Raw genomic sequence first — 15,625 nt, 5'->3', positions numbered from 1 at the left:
CGCCTGCGGGGATTGGACCCTACTGTAGCAACAGAACGGCCTGAGAGCCGAATCGTGATCCTCTCAGACGGCGCTCGGCCGGTGCTCATCGGGCGATGTCGCTGACGTTCGCCATGCGCGAGCGCGAGACGACAAGGACGTCGATGACCAGCGAGCCGAGGACCGCCGCGATGATCGTCACGAACATCGCGGTGCTGTTCAGCCAGGGCTGGTCGCGCAGCACGAGCGCCGCGATCACGAACAGGACGAACTTGGCCAGCCAGGTGCCGAGCACCACGGCGAAGAAGCCACCGATGTCCATCCGGTTGGCGACGAGGATGCTGGCGGCCGTGAGCGCCACCATGACGCCGCCGACGACGGCGCCGATCAGGGCGCCGATCGCGCCCTCGCCGCCGGCCGCGAGGAAGCCGATCAGCGTGCCGACGACGGCGAGGACGAGGACGAAGACACCGCCGATCGCGAGCGTGCGCCGGAGGACGGGCACCGAGGCGGGCTGGGGGCGGGGGGTGGCCGGGGAGGCTCCGGTCATGATGCTTCTTTCCGCGCCGGATGCGGCGCTGTCGTGTCGCGACCGAGCGGGAGCCCGATCGGCGGACGGCGCGTGTCGGTCTCGGACGCGCGGTCGAGGGGGTCGAGGACGGGGGACGCCTCCGCCGACTGCGCCGCGGCCTCGAGCCGCTTGCGGCGGCTGAGCGGGAGGAGCGTGACGACCGTGCAGACCAGGAGACCGACGGCGAGGAAGGCCAGCGGCACCCAGAGCACGTCGACGACGAACATCAGCAGGCAGCTGAAGGCGACGACCGCCGTCCAGGCGTAGAAGATCAGCACGGCGTGCAGGTGCGAGTGCCCCATGTCGAGCAGCCGGTGGTGCAGGTGCTTGCGGTCGGCGCTGAACGGCGACTTGCCGGCCCGCAGCCGTCGGATCACCGCGAGGCCGAAGTCCATCAGCGGGACGACCAGGATCGCGAACGGCAGGATGATCGGGATGAACGCGGGCAGCAGCTCCTTCGCCGCCAGCTGCGAGGGGTCGATCTGGCCCGTGACCGCGATCGCCGAGGTCGCCATCAGCATGCCGACGAGCAGCGCTCCCCCGTCGCCCATGAACATCTTCGCCGGACGCCAGTTGATCGGCAGGAAGCCCGCGCAGGCCCCGACGAGGACGACCGCGATCAGCGACGCGAGGTTGAAGTAGTCGGTCGGCGACGTCTGCTGCACCAGCAGGTAGCTGTAGAGGAAGAAGACGCCGTTGGCGATCAGCGCGACGCCGGCGACGAGGCCGTCGAGGCCGTCGATGAAGTTCAGCGCGTTGGTCACGAGCACGATCGCCAGCACGGTGATGATCAGCGACATCCAGGGCGAGCCGACGGTGAGGCCGCCGATCGGCAGCGAGACGATCTGCACGCCCTTCCAGGCGATCAGGCCTGCGGCGATCATCTGCCCGGCGAGCTTCGTCGTCCAGTCCAGGTCCCAGATGTCGTCGGCCACGCCGATCAGGACGATGAGGAGGCTGGCGCCGAGGATCGCGAGGATCGGCTCGGGATTCGCGAACACCAGCCGGAAGTAGGGCAGCTGCGAGGCGATGCCGAACCCGACGAGGATGCCGAGGAACATCGCGATCCCGCCGAGGCGCGGAGTGGGCCGCGTGTGCATGTCGCGCACCCGGATCGCCGGGTACAGCTTGAACCTCAGGCTCAGCTTCCAGATGACCCACGACAGCCCGCAGGTCACGACCGCGACGGCGAGCGAGACCAGGACGAAGGTGATCATCGGCTACTCACCCGGGGTGGAGTCGGGGCGCGCGGTGCCGCTCGCCGCCGGCTCGTCCTGCACCTGGGCGCGCGACGCCCAGTCCGGTCGCGCCGTGGGAGCGGGCTGCTCCTCCGCGGCGACGGGCTCGTCGTCCTCGACGGTCGGATCGCTGAGCTCGGTCGAGGCGTCGTAGGACGGGCTCGTGGCGGGGACCTCGGGCTCCTCGGCCGTGGCGACGCCGTCGAGCAGCAGGGCGCCGACGACCTCGCGGATGCTCTCGGCCGAGACGACGCCCTGGCGGAGGATGCGGAGGGTGCCGCCCTCGAAGCTGAGCGCCGTCGCGTCGACGATGGTGGAGGACTCGCTCGCGCCGACCGGGCGGTCGGTGTAGCGGCGGCCCGCGGCGCCCGCGTCGAGGTAGACGTCGACGGAGTCGCCGAGCTGGTCGAACGCCTCCTGCGCGGTGGTGGCGGACGGACGGCCGGTGCGGTTCGCGGACGAGACCGCGAGCGGCCCCGTCTCGGCGAGGAGCTCGAGGGTGACGGGGTTGTCGGGCATGCGCAGGGCGACGGTGCCGCGGGTCTCGCCCAGGTCCCAGACGAGGGAGGGCTGCGCATGCAGCACGATGGTCAGGCCGCCGGGCCAGAAGGCCTTCGCGAGCTCGCGGACCGCCTCGGGGACGTTCTCGGCGAGGGCGTCGAGCGCGGCGACGTCGCCGATCAGAACGGGGGGCGGCGACTGCCGGGTCCGTCCCTTCGCGTCGAGCAGGCGCTGCACCGCGGCGGCGTCGAAGGCGTTGGCCGCGATCCCGTACACCGTGTCGGTCGGGAGGACGACGAGCTCGCCCCGGCCGATCGCCGTTCGCGCGAGACGGGTGCCGGTCAGGAGGTCCGTGTCGACGGAGCAGTCGTAGATGCGTGCCATAACGCCGCAATGATACGGGACCGCCGGTCGCGACCGCCCGGAGGGCGCGCACACCGCTCCGGCAGACGGCCCGAACGCCGTCGAACCGCGCCGAGAGGCGGGCGCGAGGAGCGGAAGCAGGCGATCCGCGCCCCCGTACGCGCCAGGCGAGGCGACGAGGAACGGCCGTCCTACGGTGTTCCGGCGGCTCGCCTGCCGTCGTGATCCCGATCGGGAGGCTCCTTCGATGGACGGTACGTCCTGCCCTGCTCGGGCGTCCGGAGCTCCCCACCCCGGCGCTCGATGATCGGCCGGGTCCTCGCGCTGCTGCGGTCTCCGACGGTGCGCAACTCCTCGAACGCCGCGCTCGAGCGCCTGGTCTCGCGCGGCACGAGTGCGGTGGTCGGCCTCGTCGTCGCCGTCCACGTCTCCCCCGCCGAGGCGGGCGTCTACGCGATGGCGTTCCTCGCGCTCTCCCTGCTGCAGGAGGTCGGGGAGAACACGATGCGCCAGCTCGGCGTCGGACTGTGGCGCATGGACGGCGGGGCGGACCTGGTCCGGCGCTCGGCCGTGCTGATCTCCTGCGGCGGGGCGGCGATCATGTCGGCCGTCGTCGGAACCCTGCTGGCGACCTCGGCCGCGTCCCCCGCCCAGGCCTCGGCCCTCGTGCCGTTCGTCGCCGTCGCGGCGCTCCAGGGCGCGAGCATCCCCGCGCTGACCCGTGCCCAGTACGACGGGCGCTGGGCCTCGATCTCCCGGAGTCAGGCCGTCGGCAGCGTCGCCTCGGTCCTCGTCTGCGTACCCCTCGCGCCCGTCATCGGCATCGCGGCCGGCTCTCTGCAGACCTGCATCACCGAGGGGATCCTGCTCCTCCTGCTCCTGCGGACCACGACGACGCCCGTCCCCGACCAGCCTCGACGACCGGTCCTGCGCGATTACGTGCTGCCGACCGCGCAGAGCAACCTCTTCGGCTGGCTGCAGGGCCAGTCCGAGCGGATCATCATCACCGCGCTGGCGGGCGCCACGACGCTGGGTCTCTACTCGATCGCGAGCCAGGTCGCCCGCGCCGTCGCGGACGCCGTCGTCCTCGGGCTCACGAACGTGCTCCGGTCGCGGCTGGCCACGGCGGGAACGCAGACGGAGCGCAGGGCGGTGCTGCGCTCGATCCTGTCGCAGGCGATCGGCGCCGCCCTGGCCGTCCAGACGACGATGGTCGCGATCGACGTCCTCGCACTCGGGCGGATCCTCGACCCCGCCTGGCATCCGGCACTGCTGATCGTGCCGGTCCTCTCCGCCTCGTCCGTTCCTCTGGCCTGCGTCTGGTGCGTGTCCTCCTTCCTGATCGTCCAGGGCCGGGCGAACGTGCTCCTGCCCTGGCACTGGATCGGCCTCGGGCTGGGAATCGGGGTCGGAGCAGGCCTCGCTCACGATCTGCTGCTCGGTGCGTGCTCGGCCGTGGTGCGGGACGCGATCGCCCTCGCGGGTCGACTGCCCTTCGTCGCGCGCGACCTCGGCCGCGCCTTCGTCCTCGGCATCGCGATCTGCAGTGCGATCGGCGCACTCCTCGGAGCAGCGGGCTACGGCCTCGCGCTCCTGCAGTACGGGTGAGCCGGCCGCGCCCGGATCCACGAGCCCACCGACCCACCGATCCCTGACCCCCTGACCCCCTGACCCCTCGACCCGCTGACCCGGAAGGACACCCATGGCCGCACCCCCGGCTCCTCCCCGCCGAGGGACGCCGACGCCGCGATCCACCGCGGTCTGGTACCTCGCCCTCACCGCCCTCCTCCTCGGCGGGGCGGTCTTCTGGATCGTCTCGGGCTCTCGCCAGATCCCGCTGCTCGCGGCCGCCGCCTCGGTCGTGCTCGTCGTCGCACGGCGGCTCTCCCCCGCCGCCGCCTGGATCGTGGTGATCGTGCTCTACGCGGCGATCCCCTTCGATCACCTGTCGGCACCGCAGCCCCTGAACCTGCTCAGTCCGCTCATCGTCCTCGCGGCACTCCTCGCCGTCGCGACCGGCGGTGCGCCGCCCCCGTGGCTCCGCGGACTCCCGCTGCTGCCCGCGATCGTCTTCGCGGCGTACACGCTGATCCTCCCGGGCCTCCGACCGCACGGGCAGCTCGAGACCGTCCTGGCGACGACCTCCGTCCTGATCCTCGCTCTGATCGCGCTGCCGCTGTGCCTGAGCGACGCCTCCGTCTTCCGGCCGCTCAGCGCCGCGCTCCTCCTGGTCTCCGTCGTCCTGGCCGTGCTCGGGATGGTCGAGGCCGGGACGCAGTCGAACGTCTACGCCGCGCTCTACGAAGCGAGTCCCTTCCCGCTGACCCAGGAGTGGAGCGAGTACCGCATCCTCACGACGCTGGGGCATCCGCTCGTGAACAGCACGTTCTTCGCGTCGGTCGGCTCGCTCGCCTTCGGCCTGTTCCTCTCCGGGCGCCGTCCGGGCGCACTCGTCGCCTTCGCGGCCTGCTGCACCGCCGTGCTCCTCACCGGGTCCCGCAGTGGAGTGGCGGCGATCGGCACCGGGATGGCGATCGCCTGCGGCCTCACGGTCCTGCGGCTCACGGGGAGCCGCTTCGTCCGGCTCGCTCTCGTCGTCGCGGCGCTCGCCGTGACCGTGGCCGTCATCGGACCGGAGGCGCTCGACTCGCGGTCCTCCACCCAGGAGGGCAGGCTCTCCGCCGAGGTCCGCGACCTCGTCCTGCGGATCGGACTGAGGCTGCTGCCCACGGAGTCGGGGATCTTCGGGTCGGGGGGTGGCCTCTCGAGCACCGTCTTCCAGGAGAACGGCGGGCGGCACTACGTGCTCGAGAGCAGTCTCTGGCAGTTGATCCTGAGCTACGGCGTCATCGGCGCGGTCCTCCTCCTCGGTCATCTGCTGATCGTGCTCACGCGCTCGATCGCCCGGGGCGCGATCGCAGGACCGGCGATGCTGGTCGCGTGGGCGGTCTCCGCCTCCGCCTTCAATCTCCTCGAATCGGTACCGGCCGCGCTGATCGTCCCGGCCTCCGCGATCGCGCTCACTCTCGCCGAGGCGAGAGCCCGGCCGGTGCGTCTCGCACCTGCCGCGTCCTCCCTCCCCGGTGGATCCCTCACTCGAGAACCGGCCTCTCCGCGCCCCCCGACCGGGTCCCGACCGCGACGGGAACCACTCGCCGCCAGGACCCGGAACCCGTCGACCGGAGAACGAGCTGCGGTGCTGCCGCGCCAACCAGGGAGAGGCCCGCGCCGCGGAGCACCCGGCTCCCCGCCTGCTTGATAGCGTCCTGCGCGCCGCTGGACACCGAGTCCTCGGCCGTCCCGAGGAGTGCCCATGGAATCGAAGCGTCGCTGGCTGGTCGCCACGACCGAGTACGCGGGGCTGACGCCCTTCACCGGCGGGATCGGGCGCGGCTTCGCCTCCCTGCTGCCAGCACTCGTGCGAGCGGGCGTGCAGGTCGATCTCGTGGTCTACCACTGGGATCCTCCCCTCGAGGGCTTCGATCCGGAGGGCGTCCGGATCCTCGAGTACGTCCGTCTGCGGCGCCGGCCCGCCGTCTGGCCGCTCGTCGGGCGGGCGCTGCACCTGCGAGCGCTCGTGCGCCGCTCCCGCTACGACGCGGTGTTCCTCGCCGAGTGGGAGGGGCTCGGCGCGCTGCTCCCCCGGCGTGCGCCGCTGCTGACCAACCTCGCGACCGGGTTCCACATCGCGGACTGGATCGCGGGCGCCTCGACACGGGGCCGCACCCTCCGCACGCGCCTCGTCATCGCCCTCCAGAAGCGCCTCGAGAAGCGCCAGATGACGAGATCCAGAGGCCTCATCCCCATCTCCCGAGCCGTCCGGGACTGGTACGCGGCCCGGATCCCGGCGCTCCCGCCCTCGGTCGTGGTGCGCAACTGCATCGACGTGCCGGCGGTGCAGCGGAGCGCGCTGACCAGCGGCCTCCCGGGCGGCTGGCCGGCGGGCCCGGGGCCCGTGGTCCTCTTCCTCAGCCGCATCGAGCGGCGGAAGGGCGTCCTGACCGCGATGCGGGCGTTCGACGAACTGGCCGCGGCCCGCCCGGACGTCTCCTTCGTCTTCGCGGGGTCGTTCTGCTTCCTCGAGCCGACCGAGGAGGAGCTGCTCGCCCTGATCGCCGAGGAGCACCAGGACCGCTTCACCTTCCTCGGCCACGTCGCCGGCGGAGAGGTCTACGCGGCGATCCGTGCGGCCACGATCGTGACCTGCCCCTCGCGCTGGGAGGGCTTCGGCAACGCCGCGCTCGAGGTCAAGGCCGTGGGCACCCCGCTCGTGGTGACCACGGGGAGCGGCTTCGACGACTTCTGCGAGGACGGGGTCGATGCGCTGATGGTGCCGCGCGACGATCCGGCCGTCCTCGGCAGTGCGATCGCGCGTCTGCTCGAGGAGCCCGAGCTGAGGGAGCGGCTGACCGAGAACGCGTCGCGAGGGATCGACGCGTTCACAGCGGACGCGGTGGCGCCCGATCTGCTCGCGGCCGCGGACCGCCTGCTGGGACGGGAGCCGATGAGCGGCGGGGAGAACCAGGGCGGGGAAGGCCGCCGATGACCGCCCGCCCCGCGACCAGGCCCCGCTCGGTCACGATCGGCGTCCCCGTCTACAACGTCTCGGCCTACGTCGAGCGCTGCCTCTCCTCGCTCTGGGCGCTCCGGCTCCCCGCCGGATGCGCCGTGCAGGTGGTCCTCGTCGACGACGGGAGTCCTGACGACTCCATGGCCAAGGCGTCGGCGTCGATCGAGCACGCTCCCCCGGCGTTCGCCGTCGAGGTCGTCGTCCACGAGACGAACCGCGGCCTGGCCGAGGCGCGGAACACGATCCTCCAGCACGCCCGCGGAGAGGTGCTCTGGTTCGTCGACTCGGACGACCGCGTCGACCCGGACATGCTCGCCGCCATGATCGAGGCGATGACCGCCGACGTCGGCGTCGTCGTCACCGGAGTGCTCGCGATCGGCGAGTCGGGTGAGCGCCTCGCCGTCGCGACGATGCCCCGCACGGGGCCACGGCTCTGGACGGGCTGCGACGCCGTGGTGGAGCTCTTCGAGTTCCGGCTCTGGGCCTCCCTCTGGAACAAGCTCGTCCGTCGCGAGCTCTACGACGGCCTGTGCTTCCCGCGCTCCCGCTCCTACGAGGACACCGCGCTGATGGCCGTCCTGCTCGCTCGAGCGCGCACGGTCTCCTTCATCGATCGCGAACTCTACGTCTACTCCGTCCGTCAGGGAGCCATCACGGACGGCCTGAGCGTCGACCTCCTCGACCTGTCGAGGAACGTCCGTCACGTCGTGGGCCTGCTCGAGGCGGAGTTCCCGCGGCTCGCCGCGCACCCCTCGGCGAGCGCCTACACGGCCCGGGTCGCCCACCTGTCCGCCCTGCACCGCGTCGCCGAGCTCCCGTCCACGGACGACGTGGGCCGGACGCTCGAGCGGGAGGTCGCGGCCGATGTCCGGGCGAGCGACATCGTCCGCACGGCCCGCGACGGGCACCTCGCCGTCGCCGCCGCGCTGGTGCTCGTCGCCGTGGCGCCGTCCGCCTACGTGGGCCTCCGCCGTCGATCGACCACGACCCGCATCCTGCGCCTTCTGCGTCGATTCCGGCGCGTCTGACACGGTCGAAGGGACGCCGCGCGCCAGTCACCCGACGAACACCCGCCCTCGGGCGGGTGCCCGCGGGCCCGCGGCTAACGTCCCCGCCATGCCCAGATCCCTCGCCGTCCTCGGGACGCGCGGCTACCCCAGCTACTACGGCGGCTACGAGACCGCGGTCCGCCGACTCGCCCCCCACCTCGTCGACGCGGGCTGGGACGTCACCGTCTACGGGCGCCCCGGAGCGACCGTCGATGACGCCGCCGACCGCGACCCCCGGGTCCGCACCGTCGTCACCTCGGGCTGGGACACCCGGTCGCTGAGCACGCTGAGCCACGGACTCAGCGCGACCCGGGACGCGGTGCGACGGGCCCCCGACGTCGCCCTGGTCATGAACGCCGCGAACGGCCTCTTCCTCCCGCTGCTCGCCCGGGCCGGCATTCCCACCCTCGTCAACGTGGACGGCATGGAGTGGGAGCGGGAGAAGTGGGGTCCTCTCGCACGGTCCGTCTTCCGCACGGGCGCGCGGATGACCGCCGCGCACGCCACCGAGCTCGCCTTCGACGCGCACGAGATCGCCCGGCGGTGGAGCACCGACTTCCAGCGCGACGGCGTCTTCCTGCCCTACGGCGGCGACGTCCCGCCCGCCCTGCCCGTCGAGCCCGGACTCCGTCACCGGTCCTACGCCCTCGTCGTCGCGCGGTTCGTGCCCGAGAACACCATCGCGGAGTTCTTCGCCGCCGCTCCCCAGATCGCGCGCACCCACGACGTCGTCATCGTCGGGTCGACCGGCTGCAGCGGCGTGCTGGACGTGCGGGCCGAGCGCCTCGCGGCGGCGCACGAGCGCATCCACTACCTCGGCCACCTCCGCGACGACGCCCGGCTGTTCTCGCTCTGGCAGCACGCCGGCGCCTACTTCCACGGGCACAGCGTGGGCGGCACCAACCCGGCGCTCGTCCAGGCCATGGCCTGCGGCGCCCCGGTCGTGGCCCGCGACACCGTCTACAACCGCGAGGTGCTCGGGGAGGGCGGCGTGTTCGTCGCACCGGAGGCCGCGTCGATCGCCGCGGCGGTCCGGCGGATGCTCCTCTTCGCCGACGGGCAGTGCGCGGCGAGCCGAGCGGCCCTCGCGCGCGCGCGGGAGCACTACACCTGGGAGGCCGTCTGCTCCGGCTACGAGGAGACGCTGGCCGCGCTCGCCGACGGCGCAGCGCCGCACTCGACCCGTCCGCGCACGCTGCGTCGGCCGCAGGCGAGCCGGTGAGGAGGGCGGCCGACGGGAGAGGCGGTCTCCCGGCAGCGGCGTCGCGCCCGCCGACGGTCCTGTTCCTGCATCCCTCGGACGAGGCGTACGGCGCCGATCGCGTCCTCCTCGAGGCGGTGCGAGCGGTCCCCGAGGGAACGACGGCCGAGGTCTGGCTGCCGGACGACCTCGACTACCCGGCCCGCCCGCTCTCGTGCCTGCTCGAGGGGCGCGGCATCACCGTGCGCCGCATGCCGCTGCCCGTGCTGCGCCGCGCGTACCTCCGCCCGCGCCATCTCCCCGCGTTCCTCCGGCGGATCAGGGCGACCGGTCGGGCGCTCCGCGACCTCGACCCGGCACTGGTCTACGTGAACACCGCAGCGCTCGCGCTCGCACTGCCCGTCGCGCGCCTCCTCGGTGCGCCGACGCTCCTGCATCTGCACGAGCACAGCCGAGGGATCGAGCGGCGAGTCCTCAATCTGCTGTTCCGCTGCGCGGACCGCGTCGTCGTCGTGAGCCGGGCGGTCGCGGACACGCTGGACCCGTCCAACCGGAGACGGTCGAGCGTCGTCTACAACGGCTTCGAGAGCGCCCCGCCCGTCCCTCTCCCCGAGGGAGACGACCTCGTCTTCGTTCTCGCGAGCCGGTGGAACACGTGGAAGGGCCACGAGCACTTCCTCCGGGTGTGGAGCCGACTCGAGCGTCGGGACGTGCGGCTGATCGTCCTCGGCGGGCCGCCGCTCTGCGGAGCCGGCGTGGACGTCCCCGGGATCGTCGCCGGCATGCGGAACGGCGAGTCCGTCGAGGTGCGCGGCGAGTGCGAGGACGTGCGGAGCGTGCTGGACGCGGCCCACGTGGTCGTCGTGCCGAGCACGGCGCCCGATCCCCTGCCGACGATCGCCCTGGAAGCCGCCGGAGCCGGACGCGCAGCGCTCGTCAGCCGCTCGGGCGGGCTCCCGGAGATCGTGCTGGACGGAGTGACGGGGCGCACGATCACCCCCGGTGCTGTCGACGAGTGGGTCGCCGTCCTCGAGGCCCTGGATCGCGCCTCCGTCGCATCGTTCGGACGCGCTGCGCACGAGCACTGCGCGGTGACCTTCTCCCAGGCCGAGTTCGTCCGGCGCATCGGCGAGGAGCTCCGGGCGGTGCTGCGATGACGGCGTCGAGCCGTGCACTCGTTGTCGCGAGTCCGTACTCCGAGGGAGCGGCGAGAGCCCTGGTCGCCGGAGCGGCGGCTCGGGACGCCCTGGCCGCGGAGATCCTGCCTCGAACGGGACTGGTCGCTCGCGCCGCCTCGATCCCCCTTCCGTCCGCAGCGGCCGGCACGCCGTTCGGGCGGCGGATGCGCGCGCTGCGGGACGGCTACGCGTCCCGCCCCGCCCACCGGGTCGAGCGGGTGTCGCACCTGGCGGAGGTGGTGCTCCGGGCCGGTCTCCGGCTGCCCTGTCCCGGCCTCGCACTGCGGGCCTCCTACCTCTCCAAGATCCTCTTCGACCGGGCGGCGGCGTCCGTCGACCTCGCGGAGGCCCGGGTCGTGCTGGGCTTCCCCGGCGCCTGCCTCGCGCTCTTCCGCGCCCACCCCGGCGCCCGGCGGGTCTTCCACGCCGTCGACGCGCATCCGCGCGCGCACAACCGTGAGCTCCTCCGGCACTTCTCCCGTCGTCGGAGCTGGGACGAGCGCTACCCCGCGCGCCTGGTGCGCCGGATCGAGAAGGAGCTGCGGCTCGCCGACGTCGTCCTCACGCCGTCGGCGATCGTCTCGGCGCAGATGGCGCGCTACGGCGTCGATCGCGCGAAGATCGTCGAGATCCCCTACGGCGTGAGCCTGGAAGGCTTCACCCCCGAGGGGCCGGCGGTCGAACGCCACCTCGAGCGGCCACGGCTCGTCTGCGCGGCCCACGTCTCCCGCCGGAAGGGCATCCCCCAGCTCCTCGACGCCGTCCGAGGACTGCCGGTGGACCTCGTCCTCGCCGGCGGCGTCTTCGATCGGCGGATCCTGCGCGGCGCCCCCTCGAACGTGATCGTCGCCGGACCGCTGTCCGCGGACGAGCTGGCGCGGGAGTTCCGGGCCGCCGACGCGTTCGTCCTCCCGACGCTGGAGGACGCCTGCTCGCTGGTCGTCGCCGAAGCCGCGGCCTCCGGGCTCCCGGTGATCACGACCGACGCCAACGGCGCCTCCGCTCTCCTCGGTGCGCTGCCCGGCACGGTCCTGCCCGCCGGAGACGTCGAGGCGCTCAAGGAGGCGCTCGGCCGGGTGCCGCTGCTCGATCGCACGACCCGGCGGGCGGTCGCGGAGGCGGCGCGCTCCGCAGCGACGTCGATCACGGACTGGAGCGCGTACGCGGAGCGCGTGCTCGACGTCGTCCTCGCCGAGGAGGGCGCTCCCTGTGGGCGGGACCGGGCGGGAGAAGCGACTCGACGGACACGGAGCTGAGGGATTCTCCTGCATACGCGAGTCGGGCTCATGTTCTCGTGTACGGTAGAACGGCGGTCCGCCCCGCGCTCCCGCCCCTGACTGAAGAAGAGACCACCGCCATGCTCCGACGCCTCGACGGCACCGCACCCAGGGTCATCGCCGTGACCGTGACCTCCGGCAGGCGCAGCGTGATGCTCGCCCGCGTCGTCGAGGCGGCGCTGGAGGCGGGTGCCGAATCGGTGCACGTCGTCTTCAGCGGGAACGGCGGGCAGGAGCGCGTGCTGCGCGAGCTGCTCCCGGCGGACGTGGACGCGCGCGTGAGCTGCACCGTCCTGCCCAACGACCTCGGCACGGCCGGAGGCTTCCGGGCGGCGATCGAGTACTGCCGCACGCAGGAGCCGGACTACGCCTGGCTGCTCGAGGACGACACCGTCCCGCGGCCGGACGCCCTCGCCGTGCTGCTGGCCTCGCCCCTGGCGCTCGATCCGAGGGCCTGCCACGCGAGCCTGCGCGAGACCGACGTCTACCAGTCCCAGCTCGTCTCGGGTCGGCCCGCCGCCGAGGTGTTCCCGAGCCCCGGCCGCTTCCTCGACAACGACGTCCGCCGGCTGCTCGACCGACGCGCCGGCGGTCGCTGCGGAGGTCGGCCGCAGGAGCCGATCGTGATTCCGGTCGCGCCCTACGGCGGTCTTCTCGTCTCGCGGGCCGCGCTCACGGACGTGGAACCGCCGCGTCAGGAGTTCGTGCTCAAGGGCGACGACCGGGAGTGGACGCGACGGCTGACGCGGGCCGGCTTCGCGATCACCCTCCACCCCCTGAGCCGGATCGACGATCTCGACTCGAGACGATCGGCGGCGGAGCGCGTCTCGGCGACGGACGCGCTCCTCCTCTCCTCCGACACGCGCGAGCTCTACCTCGCCGTCCGCAACCGGACGTACCTGGACCTGGAGCTGGCCCGCACGGCAGGACGCCGCGGCCGTCGTGCGTTCGCCCTCAATCGCGGTCTGTACTGCGCTGCGCTCGCGGCCCGGGGCCTCCGATGGGGGCGGGTCGCGACGACCGGCACCATCCTCCGCGGCGTCGTCGCGGGCAGCCGGGGGCGCTTCCTGTCCGCACGCTGAGGCGGCCTGCGGGCCGGCTGGAATCAACCCGTCAGGAGTCCGAGCTCGACGAGCTCGTCGAGCAGCCGGTCGAGGTCGGCCTGTGCCTCCGCGGCGACGAGAGCCTCGAGGTCGTCGGCGTCGCGGACGACAGCGGCCGCCTCGGCACGCGTGCAGCATCCCTGCTCCGAGAACAGCTCCCAGAGCAGCCGAGCGGCCCCCTGCAGAAGGTACGGCCGAGCCGGCCCGCCGGCGCCGAGCGGGAGGAGGTAGAGGCCGTCGGCCGTCGCCATGGTCGCCACTCCTGCGCGGGTCCGCGGACGCCGGGACGACGCGCTCACGGCGTGGCCGGTCGTCTCCGCCGACGCGCCGTCGACACCGCCGACGCTCGAGGCCGCAGGACCGCCGGGCGCCGGGGCGGGAGGAGCATCGGATCGACGAGGCTCGGCCGTCCGCTCTCGCGGGTCCGGGGCACCGCGCACCTCGGTGCGAGCGCGACGCACGGCGACGAGATCCCGGACGGCGACCGGGAGGGCGCCGGCCGCCGCCGCGAACCGCCGCCCGCGGAGCCCCAGCCGAGCGACGGCGGTCCGGGGCGCCAGCGGGTGATCGACGACGAGGTCCCGACGGGTGGGGAGGAGCGCCCGCCGGAGCAGGACGAGTCGCTCCGCGAGCGTCGGCGCCTCCGCGACCGCCAGCAGCCAGTCCGCCGTCCGGCTCGGTCGACGGGTGCGCAGCCGCCAGAGCGCGTACTGCTGACTCGGGCGGGCGGGCAGCGCGACGGACGCCCCGATCCGGGCGAGGAAGGGTGCGATCGGCTCGAGGCAGCCGAGTTCGGCGGCCAGTGCCGCCACCGCCCCCTCCCGGTGCTGGGCCGCGACCGCCGCGACGAGCTCGTCCAGCTCCTCCTCGCTGCGCCGCTGGTGCGGCGAGCGGAGGCTGTGCAGGGCCGAGACGACGACCGCCGCGTCGACTCCGCTCGCTCGGACCGGCACTCCGGCGACCTCGATCTCGCAGCGGGTCCGCCAGAGCACCTCGAAGGCGTGCTGCGGGTCGGTGAAGAAGCCGGGCCAGCTCGTGTGCACATCGATGTCGCACGGCCAGGAGGGATGCAGGAGGGTCACCGAGTGGGTGACGAACGCGCGGTGCGCCGCGGATCCCGGCCGGACCGACCAGCCGCGCTCGGCGAGCAGCGCGAGGAGCCGGTCCGCCTCGCGCGGGTCGACCAGCACGTCCGCGTCGCTGGAGGGATGGGGGCGGCGGATCCGATGCGCATCGGCGATCGGGCCCTTGATGAAGAGCGCGCGGACCCGGGCTCTCCGGGCGACGTCGTCGACCAGCGCGTGGGCGAGCCCGACGGCGGCGTGCAGCGGGAGGTGAGCGGTGGGTCGCACGGTGCCTGCTGCCCCTCTCCGTCGGCGGCGCGGATCCGCACCGCAGAACACGGTAGGAGCGGACGGCCGAAGAAGAGCGCTCGGGCGCGGCATCGGCGTCCGCCTGCGCGGGACGTCGCCCGCGGAGCGGGACCCGCTCACGGCGAGCGGGCGCTCCGGCGCCGTCCAGGCGGCCGCCCGGGGTGCGGTAACGTCCCTGCTGGACGCCCCTGTCCCCGTCCCTCCCACTCACAGCAGGAGCACTCGTGCGAATCCTCGTCACCGGCGGAGCCGGCTTCATCGGCAGCAACTTCGTCCACCTCACCCTCCGCGAGCGCCCCGACGCGCAGATCACCGTGCTGGACAAGCTGACCTATGCGGGCAACCGCGCCTCTCTCGCGCCGGTCGCCGACCGGATCGCCTTCGTCGAGGGCGACATCGCCGACGCCGAGCTGGTCGATCGGCTGGTCGCCGACGCCGACCTGGTCGTGCACTTCGCTGCGGAGTCGCACAACGACAACTCGCTGAACGACCCGACTCCGTTCCTCGAGACCAACATCATCGGCACCTTCACGCTGCTGCAGGCCGTGCGGAAGTACGACGTCCGCTACCACCACATCTCGACCGACGAGGTGTACGGCGATCTCGAGCTGGACGATCCGGCGAAGTTCACCGAGCAGACCCCGTACAACCCCTCGAGCCCCTACTCCTCGACCAAGGCCGGCAGCGACCTGCTCGTGCGCGCGTGGGTCCGCTCCTTCGGCGTGAAGGCCACGATCTCGAACTGCTCGAACAACTACGGCCCGTACCAGCACGTCGAGAAGTTCATCCCCCGGCAGATCACCAACGTCATCGACGGCATCCGCCCCAAGCTCTACGGCGCCGGCGAGAACGTCCGCGACTGGATCCACGTCGACGACCACAACAGCGGCGTCTGGGCGATCATCGAGCGCGGCGCGATCGGCGAGACGTACCTGATCGGCGCGGACGGCGAGAAGAACAACCTCGAGGTCGTCACCCTGATCCTCGAGGAGTTCGGCCAGGGCGCGGACGCCTTCGACCACGTCACCGACCGGCCCGGCCACGACCTCCGCTACGCCATCGACTCGAAGCGCCTGCGGACCGAGCTCGGCTGGGAGCCGCGCTACACCGACTTCGAGTCCGGCCTCGCGGCGACCGTGCAGTGGTACCGCGAGAACGAGGAGTGGTGGCGGCCGCAGAAGGCGGCGACCGAGGCGAAGTACGCGGCGGCTGCGAGCTGATC

General features: G+C 73.1%; 13 protein-coding genes. 9 read left to right on the top strand and 4 right to left on the bottom strand.

The features are described 5' to 3' along the window. Nucleotides 1–85: 85 nt before the first annotated feature. From GTU73_RS07875 to GTU73_RS07865, 3 genes are read right to left on the bottom strand one after another with little or no spacing between them, the layout of a single operon-like run. Nucleotides 86–529, bottom strand: coding sequence for a hypothetical protein (locus GTU73_RS07875; RefSeq protein ID WP_160088407.1), 444 nt, complete (start codon nt 527–529; stop codon nt 86–88). After that, the gene (locus tag GTU73_RS07870; protein ID WP_160088405.1) at nt 526–1,767 is read right to left on the bottom strand and encodes an MraY family glycosyltransferase; all 1,242 of its coding nucleotides are present in this window, start codon (nt 1,765–1,767) and stop codon (nt 526–528) included. The genes GTU73_RS07875 and GTU73_RS07870 overlap by 4 nt, the downstream gene beginning before the upstream one ends. 3 nt (nt 1,768–1,770) lie before the next feature. Next, nucleotides 1,771–2,673 (bottom strand): L-threonylcarbamoyladenylate synthase, encoded by a 903-nt coding sequence (locus GTU73_RS07865; protein WP_160088403.1) that lies wholly within the window; start codon nt 2,671–2,673, stop codon nt 1,771–1,773. A gap of 282 nt (nt 2,674–2,955) precedes the next feature. Here GTU73_RS07865 and GTU73_RS07860 point away from each other — a divergent pair, with 282 nt between their 5' ends. The 8 genes from GTU73_RS07860 to GTU73_RS07825 all read left to right on the top strand — a co-directional run bounded on the left by GTU73_RS07860 (nt 2,956) and on the right by GTU73_RS07825 (nt 13,009). Then, nucleotides 2,956–4,260 carry an oligosaccharide flippase family protein gene (locus GTU73_RS07860; protein WP_160088401.1) on the top strand — a complete coding sequence of 435 codons (1,305 nt, stop codon included), beginning with the start codon at nt 2,956–2,958 and terminating at the stop codon, nt 4,258–4,260. A gap of 94 nt (nt 4,261–4,354) precedes the next feature. Then, a complete protein-coding gene (locus GTU73_RS07855) occupies nt 4,355–5,911 on the top strand; it encodes a hypothetical protein (protein WP_160088399.1) in 1,557 nt (518 codons plus the stop codon). A 54-nt stretch (nt 5,912–5,965) separates the two neighbouring features. Beyond that, nucleotides 5,966–7,198, top strand: a complete 1,233-nt coding sequence (locus tag GTU73_RS07850; RefSeq protein ID WP_160088397.1) for a glycosyltransferase family 4 protein — start codon at nt 5,966–5,968, stop codon at nt 7,196–7,198. Next, complete coding sequence (locus tag GTU73_RS07845) at nt 7,195–8,250, top strand: glycosyltransferase family 2 protein (protein WP_160088395.1); 1,056 nt, start codon at nt 7,195–7,197, stop codon at nt 8,248–8,250. Before GTU73_RS07850 ends, GTU73_RS07845 begins: the two co-directional genes overlap by 4 nt. Before the next feature lie 88 nt (nt 8,251–8,338). Beyond that, nucleotides 8,339–9,493 carry a glycosyltransferase gene (locus tag GTU73_RS07840; protein WP_160088393.1) on the top strand — a complete coding sequence of 385 codons (1,155 nt, stop codon included), beginning with the start codon at nt 8,339–8,341 and terminating at the stop codon, nt 9,491–9,493. After that, nucleotides 9,490–10,629: a glycosyltransferase family 4 protein gene (locus GTU73_RS07835; protein ID WP_160088391.1), complete on the top strand. Its 1,140-nt coding sequence runs from the start codon at nt 9,490–9,492 to the stop codon at nt 10,627–10,629. Before GTU73_RS07840 ends, GTU73_RS07835 begins: the two co-directional genes overlap by 4 nt. Before the next feature lie 185 nt (nt 10,630–10,814). Further along, the gene (locus tag GTU73_RS07830) at nt 10,815–11,906 is read left to right on the top strand and encodes a glycosyltransferase (protein WP_160088389.1); all 1,092 of its coding nucleotides are present in this window, start codon (nt 10,815–10,817) and stop codon (nt 11,904–11,906) included. Nucleotides 11,907–12,007: 101 nt separating this feature from the next. Continuing rightward, nucleotides 12,008–13,009 (top strand): glycosyltransferase, encoded by a 1,002-nt coding sequence (locus GTU73_RS07825; protein WP_160088387.1) that lies wholly within the window; start codon nt 12,008–12,010, stop codon nt 13,007–13,009. 23 nt (nt 13,010–13,032) lie between these two features. Here the strand turns inward: GTU73_RS07825 and GTU73_RS07820 are convergent, their stop codons facing one another. Further along, a complete protein-coding gene (locus GTU73_RS07820) occupies nt 13,033–14,382 on the bottom strand; it encodes a nucleotidyltransferase family protein (RefSeq protein ID WP_160088385.1) in 1,350 nt (449 codons plus the stop codon). Between the two features lie 245 nt (nt 14,383–14,627). Between GTU73_RS07820 and rfbB the strand changes: the two genes are divergently transcribed. Beyond that, nucleotides 14,628–15,623 (top strand): dTDP-glucose 4,6-dehydratase, encoded by a 996-nt coding sequence (rfbB, locus tag GTU73_RS07815; protein ID WP_160088383.1) that lies wholly within the window; start codon nt 14,628–14,630, stop codon nt 15,621–15,623. The last annotated feature ends 2 nt before the right edge of the window (nt 15,624–15,625 follow it).

It is taken from the genome of Rathayibacter sp. VKM Ac-2804 (assembly GCF_009866655.1).
Taxonomy (GTDB): Bacteria; Actinomycetota; Actinomycetes; order Actinomycetales; family Microbacteriaceae; genus Rathayibacter.
Note: the sequence above shows the minus strand (reverse complement) of the source record. Positions and strands in the feature narration are given on the sequence as shown.